20 protein-coding genes and 1 pseudogene are annotated in these 21,907 nt (G+C 41.6%); 14 read left to right on the top strand and 7 right to left on the bottom strand.

Annotation, left to right across the window (positions count from 1 at the left end):
• Positions 1-315 precede the first annotated feature (315 nt).
• Complete coding sequence (locus VXK47_RS04745) at positions 316-477, top strand: enoyl-CoA hydratase-related protein (protein WP_435547624.1); 162 nt, start codon at positions 316-318, stop codon at positions 475-477.
• A gap of 581 nt (positions 478-1,058) precedes the next feature.
• Entirely contained in the window at positions 1,059-1,964 is a 906-nt protein-coding gene (locus VXK47_RS04740; protein WP_435547623.1) for an amidohydrolase family protein, read from the top strand.
• A gap of 124 nt (positions 1,965-2,088) precedes the next feature.
• Here VXK47_RS04740 and VXK47_RS04735 read toward each other — a convergent pair whose 3' ends face one another.
• Positions 2,089-3,411 (bottom strand): ammonium transporter, encoded by a 1,323-nt coding sequence (locus VXK47_RS04735; RefSeq protein WP_435547622.1) that lies wholly within the window; start codon positions 3,409-3,411, stop codon positions 2,089-2,091.
• A 956-nt stretch (positions 3,412-4,367) separates the two neighbouring features.
• Between VXK47_RS04735 and VXK47_RS04730 the strand changes: the two genes are divergently transcribed.
• A complete protein-coding gene (locus VXK47_RS04730) occupies positions 4,368-4,583 on the top strand; it encodes an IS110 family transposase (RefSeq protein WP_435547621.1) in 216 nt (71 codons plus the stop codon).
• Positions 4,552-5,337, top strand: coding sequence for an IS110 family transposase (locus VXK47_RS04725; RefSeq protein WP_435547620.1), 786 nt, complete (start codon positions 4,552-4,554; stop codon positions 5,335-5,337). The genes VXK47_RS04730 and VXK47_RS04725 overlap by 32 nt, the downstream gene beginning before the upstream one ends.
• Positions 5,338-5,504: 167 nt before the next feature.
• On the opposite strand, the gene VXK47_RS04720 is transcribed toward VXK47_RS04725, so the two are convergent.
• The 5 genes from VXK47_RS04720 to VXK47_RS04700 form a co-directional block, all read right to left on the bottom strand.
• Positions 5,505-6,710, bottom strand: coding sequence for a YncE family protein (locus VXK47_RS04720; protein ID WP_435547619.1), 1,206 nt, complete (start codon positions 6,708-6,710; stop codon positions 5,505-5,507).
• A gap of 10 nt (positions 6,711-6,720) precedes the next feature.
• Entirely contained in the window at positions 6,721-8,049 is a 1,329-nt protein-coding gene (locus VXK47_RS04715; protein WP_435547618.1) for a flippase, read from the bottom strand.
• Positions 8,050-8,128: 79 nt separating this feature from the next.
• Positions 8,129-8,629 (bottom strand): adenylyltransferase/cytidyltransferase family protein, encoded by a 501-nt coding sequence (locus VXK47_RS04710; RefSeq protein WP_435547617.1) that lies wholly within the window; start codon positions 8,627-8,629, stop codon positions 8,129-8,131.
• Between the two features lie 454 nt (positions 8,630-9,083).
• Positions 9,084-9,251 carry a hypothetical protein gene (locus tag VXK47_RS04705; protein ID WP_435547616.1) on the bottom strand — a complete coding sequence of 56 codons (168 nt, stop codon included), beginning with the start codon at positions 9,249-9,251 and terminating at the stop codon, positions 9,084-9,086.
• Between the two features lie 6 nt (positions 9,252-9,257).
• Positions 9,258-9,695 (bottom strand): hypothetical protein, encoded by a 438-nt coding sequence (locus VXK47_RS04700; RefSeq protein WP_435547615.1) that lies wholly within the window; start codon positions 9,693-9,695, stop codon positions 9,258-9,260.
• A gap of 406 nt (positions 9,696-10,101) precedes the next feature.
• On the opposite strand from VXK47_RS04700, the gene VXK47_RS04695 reads away from it, so the two are divergent.
• The gene (locus tag VXK47_RS04695; RefSeq protein ID WP_435547614.1) at positions 10,102-10,350 is read left to right on the top strand and encodes a transposase; all 249 of its coding nucleotides are present in this window, start codon (positions 10,102-10,104) and stop codon (positions 10,348-10,350) included.
• A pseudogene (locus tag VXK47_RS04690) lies at positions 10,286-10,600 on the top strand (transposase); the annotation flags it as partial. The gene VXK47_RS04695 and the pseudogene VXK47_RS04690, both read left to right, overlap by 65 nt.
• A gap of 347 nt (positions 10,601-10,947) precedes the next feature.
• Here the strand turns inward: VXK47_RS04690 and VXK47_RS04685 are convergent.
• Positions 10,948-12,582, bottom strand: coding sequence for a sigma 54-interacting transcriptional regulator (locus VXK47_RS04685; protein WP_435547613.1), 1,635 nt, complete (start codon positions 12,580-12,582; stop codon positions 10,948-10,950).
• 1,151 nt (positions 12,583-13,733) lie between these two features.
• On the opposite strand from VXK47_RS04685, the gene VXK47_RS04680 reads away from it, so the two are divergent.
• From VXK47_RS04680 to VXK47_RS04645, 8 genes are all read left to right on the top strand, one after another.
• Positions 13,734-14,192, top strand: coding sequence for a Zn-ribbon domain-containing OB-fold protein (locus VXK47_RS04680; protein WP_435547612.1), 459 nt, complete (start codon positions 13,734-13,736; stop codon positions 14,190-14,192).
• A gap of 19 nt (positions 14,193-14,211) precedes the next feature.
• The gene (locus VXK47_RS04675; protein WP_435547611.1) at positions 14,212-15,381 is read left to right on the top strand and encodes a thiolase family protein; all 1,170 of its coding nucleotides are present in this window, start codon (positions 14,212-14,214) and stop codon (positions 15,379-15,381) included.
• Positions 15,382-15,509: 128 nt separating this feature from the next.
• Complete coding sequence (locus VXK47_RS04670; protein WP_435547610.1) at positions 15,510-16,259, top strand: SDR family NAD(P)-dependent oxidoreductase; 750 nt, start codon at positions 15,510-15,512, stop codon at positions 16,257-16,259.
• A 49-nt stretch (positions 16,260-16,308) separates the two neighbouring features.
• Positions 16,309-17,055 (top strand): SDR family NAD(P)-dependent oxidoreductase, encoded by a 747-nt coding sequence (locus tag VXK47_RS04665; RefSeq protein ID WP_435547609.1) that lies wholly within the window; start codon positions 16,309-16,311, stop codon positions 17,053-17,055.
• Positions 17,056-17,312: 257 nt separating this feature from the next.
• Positions 17,313-18,554: a CaiB/BaiF CoA transferase family protein gene (locus VXK47_RS04660; RefSeq protein WP_435547608.1), complete on the top strand. Its 1,242-nt coding sequence runs from the start codon at positions 17,313-17,315 to the stop codon at positions 18,552-18,554.
• Positions 18,538-19,767, top strand: coding sequence for a CaiB/BaiF CoA transferase family protein (locus tag VXK47_RS04655; RefSeq protein ID WP_435547607.1), 1,230 nt, complete (start codon positions 18,538-18,540; stop codon positions 19,765-19,767). Before VXK47_RS04660 ends, VXK47_RS04655 begins: the two co-directional genes overlap by 17 nt.
• 53 nt (positions 19,768-19,820) lie before the next feature.
• Positions 19,821-21,056, top strand: coding sequence for an acyl-CoA dehydrogenase family protein (locus tag VXK47_RS04650; protein WP_435547606.1), 1,236 nt, complete (start codon positions 19,821-19,823; stop codon positions 21,054-21,056).
• A gap of 19 nt (positions 21,057-21,075) precedes the next feature.
• Positions 21,076-21,846: an enoyl-CoA hydratase/isomerase family protein gene (locus VXK47_RS04645; RefSeq protein WP_435547605.1), complete on the top strand. Its 771-nt coding sequence runs from the start codon at positions 21,076-21,078 to the stop codon at positions 21,844-21,846.
• Positions 21,847-21,907 lie beyond the last annotated feature (61 nt).

Here is a 21,907-nt window from a genome sequence, read left to right as displayed (position 1 = left end):
GATTCCCGATAAAAATCACTGCTAAAATGGCAGGTGTTACAAGAAACTTGATTATGATGGTTTTTGTTTTTCGATTGTGATCAGGCCCCTTTGAGGGGCCAGCAATCGTAAAGCCTCCGGCTTTGCCGGAGGATGTTTACTAAGACTTTGATAAAGATGTTAAAAAAACAAAACAATGTTTATTTTTGTGTATATTAATGATTTTGTTCTGTCAACTACAAATAAGGGATGGATCAGCAAGGTGTCAGCTATTGACAGACAGTGCCTTTTTTTGCATACTTTTCTCAGATAATAAATCAAATACAGGGGGTTTTTGTGGAATTTGACTGCATTTTATATGACAAATCGGATATGATAGCGACGATAAAGCTTAACCGTCCCAGGGTTCTTAATGCCATGAATAAGCAATTATGGGTTGATATGAAAGCAGCTCTTGATGATGCGGGGAATGATTCTGATGTTAAAGGGCTTCGATGACGCCCCCAAATGTTTGATAAAGTATGTACAGGCGGATACGGATAAACGGTTTCGTGAGAGTAATTTCGTCTGGGGCTGTAAGGATTCCATGTAAGCGAATTTGACAGCGTTGACGAAGAGTAGATTTTATTCCTGCGGGTAGCATACGAACCCATACCCAAACGGAACAGATATATGACAATTGCTAAAAAACTCAAGGAGGATAATCATGTCCGGAAAAGTTTTTTACAGAGAACGTAGAAAAGTTGCTGAAGGTGAACTATATGCAAATTCATTTGATAATTTATATGGAATAGTATATTAAAACTTGCCCTTGCTATTTATTGCGTTTTTTATTTATAGGGCCGTAGTTATTGGTAGCTAAGCAGGAGTATCGATTTTAAAAGGCTGAAAATGTGAGAAACAATCACCCATAAAACCGTATATGGCAAAAAAAAAGGAGGAAAACATGGGAAAAGGAATGGATATCAAAAAAGAGGGTAAAAAGAAACCGGCTAAAACATCAAAAGAAAAGAAGCTGGAAAAAAAGGATAAGAAAAAAAAGGAATAAAAAAATATTTGTTGTTTCAGGAGATATATAATTGATTGATTCTTATGATGTAAAACCGAAGCATATTGTAGATGCTCATACCCATATATTTGAAGAGGAATACCGTGAAAGATATATTGAAGAAACCTTTTCTATAGATTTTTCAATCATCTTAAATTTTAAGCGCGGAGCAGACGGGACATTGGAAGGTCTTTCAGGATCTGCGGATGTTAATAATATCTCAAAGTATTTTATTCTTCCTGTAGTTAAAGATCCAAGAAAGATAGAGCATATCAATGATTATTACTACAGGGAAAGCAAGAAAGACCAACGGGCTGTATTTTGCGGAACATTGCATCCGGACCATCCGCGCCTGGATGCAATACTGGCAGACCTTAAGTTAAAAAACGCAAAGATGATAAAGCTTCACAGTGTTTTCCAGCGTTTTAATATTACCGCCCGCCAGTCCCTTAATTTTTTCGAAAAGGTTGTTAAGGCTGACTTGCCGGTTATATTCGATACTTCCCGGATACCACCGAGATATCTTACAGATGATGATCGGCCTGAATACTATGCTAATCCCAGCAAATTACTCAAGCTGCATGAGATACTGCCTGAGTTAAAGATTATTGCAGCACATGGCGGCGGTCTTTTTATTTACGACTATGAGCGCAGAAATTTAATCGACAGCGGTATTTATATAGAACTGTCCAGCAGTTACTATAATTGCGACTGGCCGCAAAATGATTATGATATCAGCCTTGAAAATTTTATTTATATGTTGAATAATCATAATCAGGATAAATTGTTATTCGGCACTGATTCTCCATGGCAGGACCAGAAGGCTGATATGGAAAAATTTTTAAAATTACATGAAACCGGTAAGATCACAAAAGAACAGCTTGAAAATATCCTCTGGAAAAACGCCAATAGTCTTTTTGAGCTTGGATTAAAATAACAGGCAGTTTTACCCAAAAAGGATTCAGGGTTTCGAGGACTCAAGGGTTCAGGTGTTGGTTTTCTAATGCTTTAGACATTTCACTCGAATCCTCGAATCCTCGACCCCTTGAACCCTTATTATTCTAGTATTCCTGCATGGAGCCATAACCATGTTCCCCGTGGATGGATTGGTCGAGCCCGATTTTCTCAGATTCGGCAGTGATTCTGAAACCAACAGTTTTTTCAACAATAAAACATATCACTATGGTGCCGACTACAGCAAACAATATTGTAGCACCGATGCCCATCAATTGAATTGTAAGCTGATTCCAGACAGTCCAGATTTTATGGCTGACAGCTGAAGCATTTTGCATCCAGCTGTCGCGGATAAAAAAAGAAAGCAAAATTACCCCAAGAGCACTTCCGATACCGTGTATCCCGAAACAATCAAGACTGTCATCATAACCCAACTTCACTTTAACGGTAAGAGCATAAAAACACATAACAGATGAAAGAGCTCCCAATATAATTGCGCCGAACGGCAATACCACACCTGCAGCGGGAGTTATGGCAACAAGGCCGGCAAGTATGCCTGAAGCAAATCCGAGGGCGGTGGCTTTGCGGAACTTAAAGTACTCTATAATGAGCCAGGTCAAGGCACCGCTTGCGGCAGAAATCTGTGTCATGGTCAGCGCCCGGGCAGTATCCAGACCGCTGTGTACTGTTGAACCGGCATTGAAGCCAAACCAGCCAACCCATAAAAGACCTGCCCCTGTTAAAGTCATTACGAGATTATTGGGTGCCATCGGAGTTTTAGGATAACCTAGACCCAGAAATATTGCTACTATAAGAGCGCTGAATCCGGCGGAAACATGAATTACAAGTCCTCCTGCAAGATCAATAACACCTGCCGCCCCTGCATTATAAAGCCAACCGTCGGCTGCCCACACCCAGTGGCACAATGGACAGTATATAAAAAGCATCCATAATATTATAAATGTGATGTAACCGCGAAAGTAAACACGTTCCGCCAGCGCACCGCTGGTAAGAGCCGGAGCAATGATTGCAAATTTGCCCTGAAACATGGCAAGTACGTATTCGGGCACGCCTTTTATAATTGCATCATCAATACCCTTTAATAAAAAATAATCATTACTCCATCCGGCAAAACCTCCGAGGATATTCGGACCGAATGCAATGCTGTAACCGCATACTACCCATAAAACGCCGATAACAGCCATTGATACAAAACTGTGCATCATAGTGCTTAGTACGTTTTTTGTTCTTACCAGTCCCCCGTAAAACATGGCAAGGCCGGGAACCATAAGAAGCACGAAAGCGGTTGAAATCAGCATCCAGGCGGTAGTACCGGTATCCACAGGTGTGCTTTCGGATGCATGAACAATTTGTGGAGTTAAAGCAAAGATAATGGGTGCGACAGCGGCTAACAAAGATTTTTTCTTCATATATTATTCCTATTATTACATCATATTAAATAAAAGAAGTGAAAAAACGTAAAACCAACCATCAAGCAATGAATATGCCATACTTTATTAATATTTAGATGATATAATAAATAGTTATACCAATATTAATCGCACTATTAAGATAGGGAGTTAGATGAATAAATTACAATTATGTTTATTAATATCAGTATATAATTCCAATAATGTAATAAAACATGGTTTCGTATGAAGTGCACAAACCGTAATTTCGGCGGAGACTGATATCCGGATGAGTTAGCACAACATAACAAAGCTCCGAATTCATAAAATATTATCAGTAAGCCGCTTGAGAGAATAAATGCCATCAAGCCCGGCGATGCTCTTAGGTATTTTTTCATTAACCGATTGGAAATAACTTTTAAATTGCCGGTATAAGCCAGACACAAAGGCCTTGCTGCCGATAGGGTATAACAAACTCATTTGTCTTTTAATGTCGCAAGAGCCAAGAGCGGATTTGACCCCTTTGCTTTTTTTAATGTCGCAAGAGCCAAGAGCGGATTTGACCCCTTTGCTTTTTTATACAAGATATTTATACGGTTTTTTGTAAAAAAAAGGGTTTGAAATAATAATTAATAAAAACAAAGAAAACGAACGTTTTCTTTAACGCTATTTTGACATTTATTGATTCAACAAAAGGAGAACCGCCAGAATCGCTGCCTCCACCTTGTGTTCTTATTAATCAAAAAATGTTATAAACTATCCCAGGACGCCGGGGTAAAATGGGGAGAGTGAATCTGTCGTTCACCTGATGCCAGAGAGCATGTTTTGTAGAGTAGATCCTCTTCCCACTGCTTTGTTCAGTAACTCGTACGGTATCATAAACCTTCTCGAATGGGAATGAGTTTGCACTTACAAGGTTGATTCGAACAAAGTTTTTTACCAAAGTAAATATTTCTAACTTTGAAAGGAGAAGTTATATGTCAGTATCGGTTCTTGGGATAGATATAGCAAAACAGAAATTCGATGTCGCTTTGCTTGTAGATGGAAAGACAAAACATAAAACCTGTAAAAATTCGGCTGAAGGTTTTGATGTGCTGAGAATCTGGCTTGAGAAACAGGAAATTCGAAAGGTTCATGCCTGCATGGAAGCCACGGGCAATTATGGAGAAGATACTTGCGTTTTATCTTCATGATGCTGGTCACACAGTCAGCGTTGTCAATCCTGCCAGGATCAAGGGATTTGCTCAAAGTGAACTGCTTCGCACCAAGACGGATAAGCTTGATGCTTCCTTGATTGCCAGGTTCTGTTTGGCCATGAAACCAATACCATGGATACCCCCTTCACCGGAGATCAGAGCCCTGAGAGCTTTAGTCAGGCGAGTTGATAGTCTGACCAACATGCGAACTCAGGAGAAGAATCGGATCAGCATCGCATATGAAAGCGTATCTCTTTTGATTAAAGAACATATTGCTTATTTGGATCATGAAATTAAAAAGATCAGAAAAGAAATAGCGAGGTTGATTGAAGAAGATCCTAACCTCAAACGAAATAAGGATTTGCTGGATACTATTCCCGGACTTGGCAAGGTAACCATTGCTGTCATTCTGGCAGAATTAGATGATCTGGAAAAATTCAATCATGTTCGTGAGCTGGTTGCATTCATCGGACTCGCTCCAAAGGAAACACTCTCAGGATCATCTATTAAAGGAAAACCAAGATTGTGTAAAATTGGACATGTGCGGCTTAGAAAGGTTTTTTACATGCCGGCATTAGTATCGATTCAATGCAATCCTTTAATGATAGCATTTTGCAACCGCCTAAAAGATAAAGGAAAAAATGGCAAGGTAATAGTCTGTGCGATAATGCGGAAATTGGTTCATATTGTCTTTGGAGTCCTGAAATCCGGGAAAAAATACGATCCAAATTATAAACCGGTTTCCGCTTGACAAGAACGGTATCTACAAACAAATACTACCTGGTTCTTTGAAAAATGTTTATTACGAATGGAAAGAAAGTAACGATGAGTTGAGCGGGTTCCCCGCTCGAACACAAGGGTACAGGCATCCATGTCCAATGTCAAGAGCCAATTCTCGTCGCACATAAAGAAGTCATTCTATTCCTGTTGTCCACGTTCATTCTTCCAGAGTGTTTCCCACCAGTTGATTGTTGGCGAGGCTGGTCTATATACAGTCCTCACAGACTGTAGTGCATAGTTTTCTGGAAAAGGCAAAACGGAATAGGTTTTTTCTATAGGATTCCAAAGATATATTCTATTCCTTTTGCTGTCTATTGTTGCCAGTAGGCCGCAATCAAGCTGATGAGTATTTTGTATCCATTCCTTGCCCTCATTACTGTGGGAATCAAGATTCGAGAAATCCACTTGTTTTGTTTTTTTCCCCTCTTTGTCCAATATCAATACAGCACCATTGCGTGTGTCTGAGACGACATAGCCGTCTTCATATTTAATGAGACCATGCGGACGGTTTAGATCACTTATTAATGTTTTCACTGTCCCATCGTTTCTGCTAATCTCAACGGCCACTCCTCGATAAAGGAAGGTTGCTAGTATTGTTTGATCGTCACAACCATAAGTAGCCCAATTTGGGTCAACTGATTTTTGCCATTTTTCCAAACCAAGGAGGTTTTCTATATTGCCCATGTCAATTGATATAGCATGTTTATCACAGGGATCTTTGCTAAGTAATTTCTTTTTGGCATCTTTGTGGTCTATTATAAATATTTTATTTTTATACGCAGATTCTTTTCCAAGTCTAACTAAAGTGAGTCCCCGAGGATTTGTATTAAACCCATTATCCCATGCGAACCACTCCCAGCAGACGTTACCTGTTCCTATGTCAATCTCTAATATTGATTCTGTTCCCGTGCAACAAACCAAAACACGCATAGGGTTATTTTTGGAGAAATTCACACTGTGTATATTTCTAAACAGGGGGTTTTCGATTTCTTTTAAAATTTTTCCAGTATTAGTCCGAAGCACAACCAAACGATCTACAAATCCAATAACTGTGAAGTCAAATCTTACTGCAACGCCCCTTGGTTCTTTGCCTTCTATTTTCCAAAAAGCATGATCGAGTGAAAAATTTGGCAACAATGGGGTTAATGCTACGAAACCATCATCTATTTGTCCTCTCAGTTCCATAAATATTTTAGAGTAATCTTGATTCTTATGTCCTTCATCAAGCTCGTGGCTTCTATCTTTCAAAGCCTTACTATGATTACAGTTCTTAACTGCGAGAACGACAAGACTACCAACACCAAGATTATCGACTTTTTTGAAAGAAGAAAAATCAATTCTCATAATTACCTTTCTATCTCCTTGTTAATTTTGAAAAAGAAAACGCAGTGGATCGTATTCGCAGGTGTTTTTTCACTGCACTATATAGAAGCACATTCCAAAGAGCAAGGGTAAATGCCGAAGCGCTGGCTGCACCATTTATTCCGAACAGGGGGATCAAGACAAAGTTTAGCGTTATATTGAGCATTGCCGTCCATAGAAGGATTCGAACGGCAACTTTCTCATGACCACACATTGTCAAAAGATAGCCAACCGACCCCATAGAAGCATTAACGAACTGACCAGCAGCCAACAATGCCAATGGTGTCTGTGCTCGCAGAAATTCCGGACCATAAATCCAAGCGGCAATACGCCCACCCGCTACAAAAAATATTAGAGCTAAAAGCAAGGCGGGAATAAAGAATACCCTCGCACTGATAGTGACCAGCCGTTGCAATCGCGCCATATCGCCCTGAGCGTAAATTCTTGCGAAGTTAGGAGCAATTACAGCGTTCCCGGCGTGTAAACCAAAAGCCACGAATCCTGATATCTCTACTGAAACGCGGTAAATACCGACATCGTCGAATGGTCGTAACATTCCGAGTATGAGAATATCGGCTTGGTCATTAATCAAGCCTGCGCTTGCTAATAGTGCAAACGGTAACGCACGAACCAGCAATTGGCGTATGGGGTATGATGCTGGTGTTGTTAGAAGTGGTTTTGGCAGATTTTGGAACAACATAAGCAAAGCTACACACAATATCACCGCCGCAACGGAAACGTGGATTCCCATAACATATTGTGGCGAATATGGCCCAGGAACTATGGTAAAGAGACCAGCGAGAATAAGCAATAGCAACAAGGGATAGATGAACATCTCTACGGCCTGGCTTTTTACTACATGTCTTAGTCCGCGCAAGGCTGCTAGGGTTGCATTAGTCCAAACTGTAAGTAGTAACAAAGGTAGCATAACAATAAAGGTGAGAGTTTTGCTTCGTGTCATTTCGTCCCTCAACAGCCACAAGGAAGAAGCCGTAATCGCGACCAAGACAAACCATACAATTACCTCAATCAATGCTGTACTTACAAGTAGCCCACGTAAATACTGCCACTTCAGCCGCACCTCACTGGTGGCAGCCTCCCGCAATAGCAAGGCGGGCAAGCCGAATCCGGCAAGAACCTTTAAGAATAACATCCAGGCTATTGCATAAGCGTAGATACCATAATTTTGTGCTCCAAGCCCCCGCGCTAGAATGATTCCGATAAACAAGGCTAAGAGTTGACTAGCTCCTCTAATAATCGCAGAGCTTATTCCTCCGCTTACAAGCTGCCCTCGCAGGCTGTCAGCTGAACCAATAGACATTCGGATGCGGGAGATTATCATGTCAGACTGTTTTTGCGGAGGGGAATAATTATCAGCCGATTAATAATTTCTATATTTTTCATTTATGATCCTGACGCTTATAATGTTCACCCCATTCATTAAGCAAAATTGAACTACTCCATTCTTTAGAAAGTCCTATTCCAAATTTTATTTCTATACCAAGCTCTTCGCAAACAGGATATTCGGGTATTTTAGTTGGATCAGATCGATCACCACCTTTTGTAAACACGTTTGGCCTTAATCGTTTCAAGGCGACACTGACTGTATTGTCGTTTTCAATTTCAAAAGGAACTACGATATCAACTTCTCTGATACAGGAGACCATTAGGCATCTTGTGCGCAAATCCATGAATGGTTTTCCCTTCTTAGCGCGCAGAAAGGAATCACCGTTTACAATTGCGATGAGTGTATCCCCAAACGCTTTAGACTCTATGAGACAGCTAGTGTGGCCCGGGTGTAAAGGGTCATATCCTCCGGAAGTGCACACAAGGCGTCCTATTTGATCTCTGATTTTGTCAATTTCATCAAATGACATAATTTTGGCATAGTTCCCCATCATATCTCCTAAATTTATGTTTTTTAAATAAATTCTTGTTATTTATTTTCTGTGTTATTTCTTCTGCTGTCATACAGTTGATGGCGTTATATTTGTCATTTGCTCTATGCCGAAAGAGGCGATTAACGGCGGGGCTTTGCGACGAGGAACCGAGTCCGCCAACAGCCCTTGGTTAGGCCGTCAATCTTTAATTATAAGGTTTACATCATATTTTGCATCTCCATCATTTATGGAGACAATCAATTCATTTCCATCTGTCAGGGCCGACTTAAAAATGTAATCCGCTCACCGGTTCGAAAATGCTATTTTTTCTTCCAAAAAACATTATAAGAAATATTCTTCTTTTATATGTTTTATTCATATTATACATAAATTAAAGCAGATATGGTTTAGTAAAAATCAAAAATAAGCAAAATATATGCCTAAAATCAGTAACATTTTTATTCTGGAGGTTTTATTACAATTTTACGCCGTGCCTGACACCATCGAAACTATCTTCTTTATAAATATCAAAAAACATTTCGTGAAGCTTTTCTGAAGATTCATGGTACCTTCCGATATCTCCTTGGACACCAAGTGTTGGGTCAATTTTACCTGACAATCTGTTTTGTAATTGTTCTGGCACTACAATTTAGGGGTTTCCATCCGAATCTTCCATGATGGTGCCTTCATGAGACTCATAGCTGCTTTTATTATGAACGAGTCGATTTCTCTCTCTGATTAAGTCCGCAAGAGTCTGATAGACTTTGTTTTCGACGTTAATCATAAATTTGTTCGATGTCAGCAAAGGCACAATATTTATAAGCTTTCCTTTAAGTGACATAGAAAGCAGGCCAGGTATTTGTATTTTTCCATGAGTTCCATGGGAATCTGTAAAATGCTTGATCAAATAATCATTAAGGCTACACTCCAAAGCAGCAGCGCAAGTAAGTATAAAAGGAACCGTATGAATGGAATTTTCACCAGAATTAAAAAACCATCCTATTTCACTTCTATACCATGTCAATATTTCTAGATAGGTATGGTTCTGATCATAAAAATGGTCGATAATTATTTTCTTATCATTCATAGTATACTTCGGTGGCCTATCACTTAATATATAAAATATATTTTTACTTGATGATGGAAACAAAATCTGTATGAAAGGTAGTTAATTTATAAAGAAAATTAGAGTTTTTGTCAAATTATTAGTGTGATATTCCGTATAAAACAGGATTTTGTCCAGCTGATTTCATTTGTGTTGATTACTGAATGAAACCTTGTAGATCTGAGACATCTGTCGTGTTGCTGATTTCAGGAAGAAATATTGATATTATTAAAATACAGCCTAAGAACCTTACACGACCAAACAGAAAAGATTTATGACAATGAACATTACATAGTGTTTTATAATAAAAATATAATGGACCCCGAAATTTGAACTGATGGTTAAGCTGCTTTTTCTGTGATATTGACTCCATTATAAAGGAGACAGAATGAGAAAGCAATATCCAGGGAATTTTAAAGCAAAGGTTGTATTGGAAGCCATCAGGTCAGAGGATACGATAGCGGAGTTGTCATCCAAGTATGAGATTCACAGAGCCTTGGTTATGCGATGGAAAAAAGAGGCTTTGTCGGCTTTGCCGGATATTTTTGGAACCGGCAAAGAACGAGAGCAAAAGGTACGTGCTTTCATGGAAATTGAGCAACACCCTTGCGGCCGACTTTTGCGTGGAGGCACTTAATGAGGCTCTCGAACAATGTCAGCCGGAAATATTCAACACCGACCAAGGCAGCCGGTATACGTCCAGTGAATTTTTAAAGCCGCTTAAAGCCAGAGGCATAAAAATCAGCATGGACAAAAGGACGAGCTTTGGATAACATTTTCGTCGAAAGGCTGTGGCGAAGCGTGAAATACGAAGAGGTCTATATTTCAGAATACCGTACCGCCAGGAAGCCTTTTCGTCCTTAAAGAAATATTTTGTGTTCTACAACAACTTTTTCAACATACCTCAAAATATGCCACAAATCAGAATTCATAAACAAACTATGCCGCCACTTTGTTTAATCATCCAAAGCAACCTTGATCCTTATAAAAAATAGACACTTGGTTAAGCCGTTTTTAGAAACTATGACAGAATCACAGGAGGGTAATATGAGTGTACAACGAAATAGGGGATATAGTCCTTATTTTAAACGTAATGCGGTTTGTTTACCCCCAGGAACCAGGCGGGATAATACCTGAAGTGGCAGAGAATCTTGGCCTATCAATAAATTTGATTTTTATTCCCATTGAAGTATTTTTTCAGTATTAAGAGTATTTCATAATGGAATATACTACTTCATAATGGAATATTCTTTAATTTTCTCCAGAGTGTAGATGGGGCTATACATAATGCTTTTGCTGTATTTATCTTATTCCCTTTATACTTATCAAGGGTCTTCAATATATGTCTCTCCTCTAACTTTGCTAAAGGAGTATCCTCTTCCGATACAAGAAAGCTTTTTTTCTCTTTAAGTTCGTCTGTTAAATGCTCTGCATATATGATATTATCATCTACATCTAATAATGCCAGTGCTCTCTGCATAACATTCAATAGCTCTCTCACATTGCCGGGCCAGCTATAATCCAATAGAAAGGATTTCGCTTCTGAGGAAATACTTATTTGCTTATCGTTATCTTTATACTTTTCAATAAAATATGTTGCTAAAGGTATTATATCTACCTTCCTATTTCTCAATGGCGGAATGAGGAGTTTGATGCCATTTAGTCTGTAGTATAGATCTTTTCTGAATATTCCTCTATCAATAAGATCTTCTATTTTAGAGTTTGTTGCTGAAATAACTCTAACATCTATTTTTATGGGAGAACTCATCCCTATTTTTCTTATTTTTCTTTCTTCTATTGCTCGCAAAAGCTTTATCTGAAAAGAAGGTGATGTCTCACTGATTTCGTCAAGGAAAATAGTCCCTCCTTCGGCCTCTTCAAAAAGTCCCTTTTTATCCTTATCTGCACCAGTAAAAGAACCCTTTTTATACCCAAATAACTCGCTCTCTAATAATGTCTCCGGAAGGGCCCCACAATTTATAGCAACAAAGTTTTTCTTTGCTCTGAAGCTATTATTATGAACAGCTATTGCAGTCAATTCTTTACCAACCCCACTTTCTCCTTCAATAAAAACATTAATATCTTTATTGGCAATTTTATCTATTAGATAAAACACATCTTTTATTCCTTCGCTATTTCCTATAATATTCCTATAATTTCCCTTTTCTCTAACCATTTCCTTTAACTTTTCAATCTTTTTCTTTTTTTTCTGAATCTCTTCATTCTTTAAGATTAATTTTCTTTCAAGCCTTTTTATCTCCTTATCAATATTTTTTGTCTTGTAGTATTCTAAATATAGTTCTGCATTTTTATGCCATTTATTTAAAGGCTTACCTATAGCATGACAAAAGCTGTCTCCTTTGGCTATGCATTCATCCTCAATAAAGTATATCTTTTCCCCAGTGATCGCGGTACACACACCGCTTGCGTAGCCTATCATTGTCCAACAAACAGGATCGTTGCTTTTGCCTATATGGAGAAGATGCTGTTCTACCTCATAAGAGTCAGCGTAATGATATTCTGCATAGAAAGGTTTGTTATAATCAAAAGTAAAATTATAATTTAAAAAAAATATATTTCCCGAGCCTTCCTGAACATGCAAACCTTTAGCATATTTCAACTTCTCTTCACTTGAAGATCCTTTTAGAAAATCGTTTATTATCATTCCATCATTGTATCCACAAGCAAAACCGAATCTCGTTATAATCCCTCTTGCCGTATTTTCGCCTAATGTTTCAATAAGTTCCTTTCTCAATAAACCCAAAGCATCAGCTGCCAATATCAGCATTCTTTGCCCTTTGAATTTAACAATACCATTTTCTGGATAAAATTCCAATGATTCAATTAAATTAGGCTCATTCTTTTTCACTGTTCTGCTCCAATAACTACGCCAAGATCCTATGTTTATATGAGAATACAGGAGTCAGAACACAGAATGCAGAATAAAAACAGTAGTATGGTTATTTTGTCTTCTGTCTTCTGACTTCTGTCTTCTGACTCCTGACTCCTGACTCCTGTATTCTCATGCTTCGTTGTGCCCGCCCCGGGCATGGAGGTTAGTAAGGTTATCTTCCATGCAGCTTTATGTCTTTTGGTTTGAATGCTTTCCTTGAAACTTTTTTTCCTGTTTTAACAAGTTCAGTACGATATGCCGAAATATCGCATGGTCAGCATAATAGAATTATTAAATAAACTTATCTTCGCCAAAAGGCAAGAAATTTTAAGAGCTAAGTGGAGGCTTATTACAGCTCAATTTCAATCCATCCAAGGAATACAAGCTTTTTACTCCTCTTGGCACGATTTTGGCAATATCTCCGATATGCGAGGAATGATATCAAAAACAAATAGAAAAACTCGTGGGATACCGGCATAGAGACTGTGTCACAATTATATTCATAACTAACCTCCATGCCCGGGGCGGACACAACGAAGCATGAGAATACAGGAGTCAGGAGTCAGGAGTCAGAATAACCATACTATTGTTTTTCTTCTGTATTCTGACTCCTGTATTCTCATATAAAAAAATAGAAGCCAAATCTATTTGAATTGTGACACAGTCTCATAGAGCTTAGTCCAGAGTTTGGCTACTATCCGTTGGTCGACTTTTGGTAGTTTCATTTTGAAAGAGATAACCAGATGGTGTGCCGGAAAAAATATTCGTCAAGAATATGTTAAACGGGAGATAAAATCGACTCAACAAATTAGCAAAAAGTAGGAGGCTGCATTAGCCAATTTAAAGTAGCTGATCATTGTGAAAACATGTCTCGTTTTACATAATCTGGATGGAGGTTGACATCGATACTGTTTGTGCGGCTATCACCCGGAATCCCGATACTGGGGATATTAATACAGGATTATGAGTATAAAGGACAGTATATCCACCCTTCTTAAAAAGGAAAGGCCTCTCCCCTCCTTTTTTCACAGAAGGTGGTTCAGGGGGGGGCAGCATATTGTAACCCCCCCCCCTATAAAATTTAAAATAATAAGAACTGAGAACATTAAATAACTAAGGACGTAACTATGACGAAGCCTGAAGAGGAAAAAACAAAAAAAAACAAAAAGGTAGAAAAAAAGGAACCGGATATTATTTTTTACCACCCGGACCTATTCGAAGTTCCGGAAGATGGATCGCCTCCCTATTTGAAGGGATATAAGTGCAAAAAGTGTGGGCATATTGATTTCCCTAAACCTGATCTCTGTTTCAAATGTTGGGAAGAAGAGTTTGATATTGTTCGACTTTCTACGAAAGGGAAATTGTATGCACCTTCGGATATTTATATAGGGCAGCCAGGCATGAAAACACCCTATACCATTGGCTATGTCGATCTTCCTGAGAATGTAAGGGTATTTGCCCAATTGGATGGGGAGACAGGGTCATTTAAGTGCGATGAAGAAGTTGAATTGACCACCGGAACTATCAGGATGAATGCGGATGGATTGCCTGTAACAAGTTATAAATTTAGAAAATTAATCTCATAATTATTAGTCGGAGTAAATCATGAAATTACAGAGAGAAGTTTATATAGCTGGTGTAGGGGAGACAATTTTCGGCAGGCATAAACTGGATTACGATGCTTTGGGAAGGCAGGCTGCAATGCAGGCCATGAAGGGTTCAAACATTGACAGGCCCGATGTGATTCAAAGCGCATATGTAGGCAATGGGACAAACCTCATGACTACTGGACAGAGGGTTTTTAAGATTCTTGGCATGTGCGGACAAATGCCTATTATCAATGTTGAGAGCGCTTGTTCTTCCGGTGCAATGGCTGTGTATTGCGCCGCAAAAGATGTGGCCACTGGTTTGACAGAGATTTCTTTAGCTGTAGGGGCCGAAAACCATACAATGCACCGTGAAACGGGCGCTGCATTTGCGCCTGATATGAGCGATATAGAAGGTATGCAAGGTGCTGTTATGACCGGAAAATACTCGCTAAGAGCAAACCGGTATATGTATGAAACTGGTGCGACCATTGAAGATTTGGCAATGGTAACCGTCAAGAATAGACGGCATGCTACCAATAATCCTCATGCATGGTTTAAAGGTGATATCAGCATAGAGGAAGTGATTAGCTCAAGAATGGTTGCGTATCCTCTTACCTTGCATCAGTGTTGCGGTATTGCAGATGGCGCAGGAGCAGTAGTCGTATGCAGCAAGGAAATGATCAAAAAACTAGGTATTAAGAAACCGGTCAAAATAGCTGGTACCGTGGTGAGATCCGGACCTTTTCACAATATGCCAAGAGACATTACCGGTGACGATATTACCGAGGCTTCAAGCAGGCAGTTATACGATGAATCAGGGATAGGGCCAAAGGAAGTTGATATTCTTGAGCTACATGATGCTTTCACAATTGCGGAAATTCTTTATTATGAATGTATGGAATTGTGTGAAAAGGGGGACAGCCTGAAATTCTTGAGAGACGGTCAGTCTACTTATGGCGGGCAGTGCGTCGTAAGTCCAAGAGGCGGGATGCTGTCATACGGCCACCCGATAGGCGCATCCGGCGCTGCCCAGATTGCTGCAAACGTTAAACAGTTAAGGGGAGAATGTGCTGGGTACCAGGTGGAGCCTATTCCCAAAGTCGCCATGTCCCATGTAACGGGTGGGGGGCTTGCAGGTACCGAGCATGCCGCGTGCACAATGACAATGCTTGTGAGGGGTTGGTAATACATAGGTAGCTTTAAGCAATAAAAACATGCATGGACATGGATCAATAATCGTGGACATGTTTACAGAACAATCACCAAACAAGCAAATTGAGTGTGATTAATGAGGGTTTCTAAGGAGGCTTTTTTATGGAATTTGTTAAAGACAGAGTGGTCCTAATTGTCGGTGCCACAGATGAGGTGGGTGAAGCCATAAGCTTGCGGTTTGCAAAGGGGGGCGCAAAATTAGCAATTGCCGATACGGATCAGGCAAGATTAGACGGTCTTTCCTCAAAAATAAAAGAAGCCGGGAGCGATTCCATTGGCGTGGTTTGCAATCCGACAAATGCCGATGACGTGGAAAAGGCAGTTGCGTACGTGGTTGCCCATTTTGGGTGTGTAGACATTTTAGTAAATAATATTGATGATACGTCAGGTCATGGAATTAATGAGCTGGCCTTTGATGAATGGAAAAAATGCATTGGTGCCAATCTTGATTCGACATTCCTTTTCACCAAAGCAGTTGTACCCATGATGCAAGAGAAAAAATATGGTCGCGTGATTAATATGGGCAGCATTGAATATCTTGGCTGGAAGGGAAAGGCAGACTATGCAGCCTCAAAATCAGCTATTTTCGGTTTTACGCGGTCTTTGGCCCTTGAATTGGCTAAGGATGATATCACTGTCAATTATGTCGTTAAGGGAGATGTCTCAAAATCAGGGTTATCAGATAAGCAGGCTGAGGAGCTTGCTGCAATGCTGCCTGTTCAAAAGATTGGAAAGCCTGAAGATGTTGCCTTGGCAGTCGGCTTTTTCGCTTCGGATGCTTCCAAATACGTGACCGGGCAAACATTGTTTGTTTGCGGAGGGAAAAGCCTTCATTTTTCGATGTCAGTTTAAGGGATAACTTTTTCAGAATCAAAATGAGATTTGGTGGGGGGTAATTAAAATGGGAATAGAGAATAGGGTTGCACTTATTACGGGTTCAGCCAGTGGAATGGGGAAGCAGACTGCTCGAAGGATGGCAGAAAATGGGGCTAAAATCGTCATAAATGATATTGTTCCAGAAAGGGTTGATGAGGCGGTAGGGGAATTCAGAGATGCAGGCTTTGAAGTGATTGGTGAAGTGGCCGACGTATGCAATAAAGAATCTATTGACAAAATGATTAAATCCGCCGCGGATAAATTTGGGGGTGTTGATATTCTTGTGAACAACGCTGGTCTTGAAAAAGCCGGTCTCTTACGAAATCTAACTGAAAAAGACTGGGACATCACCCTCAACGTGAATCTCAAAGGCGCTTTTTTATGCAGCCAGGCGGCGCACCATCACATGATTGAAAGAAACTATGGCAGGATTATCAATATCGCGTCCAGGGCATGGCTAGGCGGCCCAGGGCAGGCCCCTTATTCATCGGCAAAGGCCGGGATGGTCGGTTTAACGAGAACTCTTGGCCTCGAATTGGGAAGGAAAGGCATTACCGTAAACTGTGTTGCCCCCGGTCTGATTCGTACACCGTTGTGGGATGAGGCGCCGGAAAAAATGAAAAACAGATTGTTGTCAAAACAGCCATCCGGAGGTTTGGGGACGGTTGATGATATTGCCAATGCAGTGATGTTTTTAGCTGATGATGAATCGTCATTCATTACCGGACAGGTTCTATATGTATGTGGCGGAAGAAGTCTCTATGCTGGGTGAGGCTTTGTCCTTCAGAGTCGGCTGTCCGGTATTTCCAAATAGACTTCGAAAAGTTATCTTTTTCTGGTTGCGGCGGCTAAAAAGAGGGAACCCTGCATATGACTAACCTCCATGCCCGGGGCGGGCACAACGAAGCATGAGAATACAACTGTAATAACTGCCAGGCTCCGGAAAAGGTTCGGAAGTACGGGAATTGAGCCTGTGCTAAAAAGGCTATGAGTAAAAAAAACAAATTGAGAGTGTTGGAGGGCGAAAATATGGGAGAAAACGGAGGGTCTTTGTCCGACATCAGGGTGCTGGATTTTACTGGGGAACTTGGCCCTTACGCGGCCAAGATGTATGCCGGGCTGGGTGCGGATGTTATACATCTCGAACCGATTGACGGCGACCCATTAAGAAAGTGTGGTCCGTTTTTCAAGGGGATTCCCGGTAGAGAAAGAGGGCTTCAATTTCTCTACTATAACGCAGACAAAAAGGGAATGCCTTTGGATTTGAGGAATGAAAAGGGAAGAGAGATATTTGTCGAGCTATGCAGGAGAGCGGATTTATTGCTTGAGAGTTTTACTCCCGGTTTTCTTGAAGGGGTAGGCCTTTCATATGATGTGTTAAGCACTGTAAATCCTAAACTCGTCCAGACATCGATCACGCCGTTTGGACAGTTTGGACCGTACAGCAAATATCCTGGCTCTGATTTGACATGTTCTGCTCTGGGCGGGTTCCTTTTTCTCGCTGGAGTCGGGAACGATAAACCGGTGAGGGCTAGTGACAATCAGGCGTACAGAATGGCTGAGGCTTATGCTGCAGTGGGAAGTTCGATTGCGCTGTATTTTGCGAAAAAGACAGGTATCGGACAGTTTGTGGATGTAGCTGGCATAGAGTCCGTGGGAATGGCCCTTGAAAATGCGGCGCAGTTTTGGGACTTGGAGGGTACGAATCGCAGAGGCCTTGGAAGAATTGCTGGGGGCGGCATCATTCACCCTTGCAAAGATGGATATGTTGTTGTTGTTGCTATTATGGGCAGAAACAAGCCTATGTGGGAGCCTTTTGTAAAATGGATGAAGGAAGAAGCCGTGGATGAATGGGAGATTTTTGATGATGACAAATGGATAGATGTCGACTATAGGGCTTCAGCGGAAGGATATGAATTATTCTGCCGGATCTTTGAACGATATTCGATGCAACATGAAAAGGCATATATCTATGATAAGGGGCAGGCACACAGGGTGGCGGTTTCACCTGTGAGCGATGGGAAAGATCTTCTTGAAAATCCACAGCTTAAGTATCGTAATTTTTGGAAGACGCTGCATCATGACACGCTTCAGGGAGATGTCGTTTATCCCGGCGCCCCTTATGAGTTCGGGAATCTGAAATGGGAGCTGAGAAACCCGGCGCCTTCTTTCGGTCAGCATACGGCGGAAATTCTAGCGGAGTGTGGTTACACCAAAAACGATATAACTTTGCTTGCAAAGGAGGGTGTAGTTTATGTTGCGGAGTCTTAAGAAATGCCTTGAAGGTATTGTTGTGTGTGACTTTTCATGGGTTGGTGCTGGACCAATAACAACAAACGTTCTGGGGCAGTGCGGCGCTGAGGTTATCAAGATAGAAAGTAAAAAAAGACCTGACATTCTGAGAAAAGGTGGTCCATTCAAGGACGGAATAGGATCAGGACTGGAGCGGAGTGGATATTTTGCGAATCGGAATCCAAATAAGAAAAGTATTTCTCTGGATATGGGGCATCCCAAGGCGCGGGATGTTGCAGTTCGGCTGATCGAGAAAAGCGACATTATTATCAATAATTTCCGTGTCGGACAAATGGAAAAATGGAATCTTGGGTGGGAAGATCTAAAGGAAATAAATCCGCGAATTATTTATGTGACCATGAGTTTGCAGGGAACGAGCGGGCCCCATAAAAGCTATATGGGTTACGGAGTCAACCTTAACGCTTTGTGCGGACTCACTGCAAGAGCAGGGTTCCCTGGCGAAAAGCCGTTCGGAACAGGCACAAACTATACGGATCATGTTATGGTGCCGTGCCACACGCTTTTCGGCATTCTCGCCGCATTGCTTGACAGAGAGTTTACAGGAAAAGGACAGATCGTTTCCATATCTCAGTTGGAATCCGCGATCTGTATGAAGCCAACTGACATTTTGGCTTACGGCGCCAATGGGGAAATCTTGGGTCCCTTAGGATATGGAGACCCCGATGCGGCTCCCCATGGCGCATACACAACGCTTGGCTATAGAAAATGGATCGCAATTGCGGTTTTTGGCGAAGATGAATGGGGGGCGTTCAAAAAAGTTATGGGAAGTCCCCATTGGGCTGAGGACCATAAATTCAGCACGTTCTCCGAACGAAAAAAGAATGAAGCAGAGCTTGATAGTCTTATCGAGGAGTGGACGAAGACGCTGTATGCCGATTGGCTTATGGAAGTCTTGTCCCGGAATGGCGTCAGAGCGGGGATTATAAATGATGCAAGGGGCGCCGTTGAGGATGAGCATTTGAGAGAGCGGGAGTTTTGGGTTTATCTTAACCATCCTGTTGTGGGAAGCAGCCTTTACAATCGTGCCCCCTTCTGCTTTTCGAAGACACCTGTGCGTATGGAAAAAGCTGCGCCTATATTGGGTCAGGATACCCATTCCGTGCTGACGGGAATGCTTGATTATAGCGAAGAAGAGGTGGATCAGCTAGTTTCTGATGAGGTGTTGGTTTAAACAAACTTCGTGCAAACAAATGAATATTTTTAGTATCCTGATGGAGGGAAGTGATGGATTTTTCAATACCTGAAGAATATATGATGCTTAAAGAATCAATGAGGGAATTTGTAAAACGGGAGATGATGCCTCTTGAAAAGACGTTACTTGAGCGGGAGTTGTCCCTTTGGAGTAAGCCGGGGCCGTTGATTCCTGAAGAAGACCATCAAAGACTGCTTCAAAAAGCCAAGGAGTTGGGGTTCTGGGGGCTTGAGGTGGAGGAGAAATTTGGAGGGCAGGGGCTTGGAATGTTGGCCAAGACGCTCGTGGTGGAAGAAATGTGCAAATGTTTGGTGGGTTTTTCGCCTCATGCTTTTACCCTGCCTCCTGATGCGCCGAACCTCTATTATTTGAATGACTGTTGTTCAGAAGTTCAGAGGGAAAAATATTATAAGCCTTACTGCGATGGCAAACTCGACTCGGCAATGGCATGTACTGAACCTGGCGCCGGATCAGATGTGAGCGGCCTGAAAACAAAGGCTGTGAAAAAAGGGGATAAGTGGGTTATCAACGGCACAAAAACTTTTACGAGCAAATGCGATTATCCCAGCGTATTTTTTATCCTCATCGCCGTAACTGATTCTGAAGCCTCCAGCAAAAATAAATTCACAGCATTTTTGATAGACAGGGAACATCCCGGTGTAAGAATCGGAAGAGAGATTCCAGTCATAGGCGCCATGCCGACATGGGACCTTATTCTGGAAGATGTAGAGGTTGGAGATGATGCCGTATTGGGAGATGTAGGCAAGGCATTTGTTCCTTTGCAAAATCGTTTTGGCGTTCGCAGGATTGAGTTGGCGTCTCGCTGTACTGGTATGGCCGAAAGATTGATTCAGATGATGATTGATCAGGCCAATAACAGGGTTACTTTCGGGAAACCTCTTGCGGAAAGGGGAGTGGTCCAGAATTGGATAGCGGATTCCACCATTGAACTTGAATCTGTTAGGTGGCTGCTTTACTATGCGGCCTGGAAGTCAGATCAAGGTTACAAGGACCTCAGGATAGAAGGTGCTTCCGTGAAGGTAGCGGCAACGGAAATGCTGACCCGTATTGCCGACAGGGCGATCCAGGTGCATGGCGGTCTCGGGGTTTCAAGTGAACTCGGAATTGAGCATGTGGCTCGTATGGTAAGGATCTGGCGGATACTGGAAGGGCCATCCGAGATTCACAGGTGGTTGGTTGCCAGGCAGATCCTGGGGCAAAAGAAAATTTACAGTCCCTTTGTAGTAGCCAAGGATGAAGACATATGAAGCAAGGAGGAGTAAACAAATGGGAGTAGATTTTATCAAGGAAAATCATGTGGCCTATGTTACGCTGAATAGACCGGAAGCAATGAATTCTCTGGATCCCGAGTCGGTCCAACGCTTGGCTGAAATATGGTCGGAGGTGAAAAAAGATAATGATATTCGCGTATCGGTTTTTACCGGTACAGGCGAAAAATCGTTTTGTACCGGGACGGATATGAAAAAAACACCCCCTCCTGAAGAGTGTATGGCCGCCATGTGGTTGAGAGACGGTCAGCCCATCATTCCTGACATGAAAATGTGGAAGCCAATAATCTGTGCTATTAACGGCTATGCTATAGGCGGCGGCTTGGAAATGGCGCTGGCCTGTGATATGAGAATCGCCAGTTCCAAGGCAAAATTCGGTTTTACCGAAGTAAAAGTGGCCAGTCTTGCGGGACTTAACGGGACCCAGTGTTTGCCCCGCGCCATTCCCCAGGCCGTGGCCATGAAAATGCTTCTGACCGGTGAGTTGATTGATGCGGAGGAAGCGTTGCGGGTGGGCTTGATCAGCGACATTGTCGAGCCGGCTGGTTTGCAGGAACTTGCGAAGAAATATGCAGAAAAGATTGCCGCAAACGCACCGTTGAGCGTTAAAGCAGCCAAGCAAGCTGTGGTTATGGGCCTTGAAATGCCCCTCGATCAGGGGATTGCTTTTTCTCATCTGCTATGGGGCGTGTTAAGGGATACAGAGGATCGAAAGGAAGGCTTTAGGGCATTTGCGGAGAAACGATCCCCTCAGTGGAAGGGGAAATAAGATACTGAGACATTTTGTGGGGTTAACCAAACGCGCATTATCTCATTATTTACATAGGAGA

The sequence above is a fragment of the Desulfobacterium sp. N47 genome (assembly GCF_051233685.1).
GTDB lineage: Bacteria > Desulfobacterota > Desulfobacteria > Desulfobacterales > RPRI01 > RPRI01.
The sequence above is the reverse complement of the archived record's forward strand: the minus strand, read 5'-3'. Positions and strand labels throughout refer to the sequence as shown.

What these genes read in the sequence shown, in the direction of transcription:
- VXK47_RS04710 (WP_435547617.1), bottom strand. Translation starts at nt 8,629, where the DNA reads ATGATGGGGAACTATGCCAAAATTATGTCATTTGATGAAATTGACAAA.
- VXK47_RS04645 (WP_435547605.1), top strand. Translation starts at nt 21,076, where the DNA reads ATGGGAGTAGATTTTATCAAGGAAAATCATGTGGCCTATGTTACGCTG.
- VXK47_RS04720 (WP_435547619.1), bottom strand. Translation starts at nt 6,710, where the DNA reads ATGAGAATTGATTTTTCTTCTTTCAAAAAAGTCGATAATCTTGGTGTT.
- VXK47_RS04680 (WP_435547612.1), top strand. Translation starts at nt 13,734, where the DNA reads ATGACGAAGCCTGAAGAGGAAAAAACAAAAAAAAACAAAAAGGTAGAA.
- VXK47_RS04695 (WP_435547614.1), top strand. Translation starts at nt 10,102, where the DNA reads ATGAGAAAGCAATATCCAGGGAATTTTAAAGCAAAGGTTGTATTGGAA.
- VXK47_RS04675 (WP_435547611.1), top strand. Translation starts at nt 14,212, where the DNA reads ATGAAATTACAGAGAGAAGTTTATATAGCTGGTGTAGGGGAGACAATT.
- VXK47_RS04715 (WP_435547618.1), bottom strand. Translation starts at nt 8,049, where the DNA reads ATGTCTATTGGTTCAGCTGACAGCCTGCGAGGGCAGCTTGTAAGCGGA.
- VXK47_RS04735 (WP_435547622.1), bottom strand. Translation starts at nt 3,411, where the DNA reads ATGAAGAAAAAATCTTTGTTAGCCGCTGTCGCACCCATTATCTTTGCT.
- VXK47_RS04660 (WP_435547608.1), top strand. Translation starts at nt 17,313, where the DNA reads ATGGGAGAAAACGGAGGGTCTTTGTCCGACATCAGGGTGCTGGATTTT.
- VXK47_RS04665 (WP_435547609.1), top strand. Translation starts at nt 16,309, where the DNA reads ATGGGAATAGAGAATAGGGTTGCACTTATTACGGGTTCAGCCAGTGGA.
- VXK47_RS04700 (WP_435547615.1), bottom strand. Translation starts at nt 9,695, where the DNA reads ATGAATGATAAGAAAATAATTATCGACCATTTTTATGATCAGAACCAT.
- VXK47_RS04670 (WP_435547610.1), top strand. Translation starts at nt 15,510, where the DNA reads ATGGAATTTGTTAAAGACAGAGTGGTCCTAATTGTCGGTGCCACAGAT.
- VXK47_RS04650 (WP_435547606.1), top strand. Translation starts at nt 19,821, where the DNA reads ATGGATTTTTCAATACCTGAAGAATATATGATGCTTAAAGAATCAATG.
- VXK47_RS04655 (WP_435547607.1), top strand. Translation starts at nt 18,538, where the DNA reads ATGTTGCGGAGTCTTAAGAAATGCCTTGAAGGTATTGTTGTGTGTGAC.
- VXK47_RS04730 (WP_435547621.1), top strand. Translation starts at nt 4,368, where the DNA reads ATGTCAGTATCGGTTCTTGGGATAGATATAGCAAAACAGAAATTCGAT.
- VXK47_RS04725 (WP_435547620.1), top strand. Translation starts at nt 4,552, where the DNA reads ATGGAGAAGATACTTGCGTTTTATCTTCATGATGCTGGTCACACAGTC.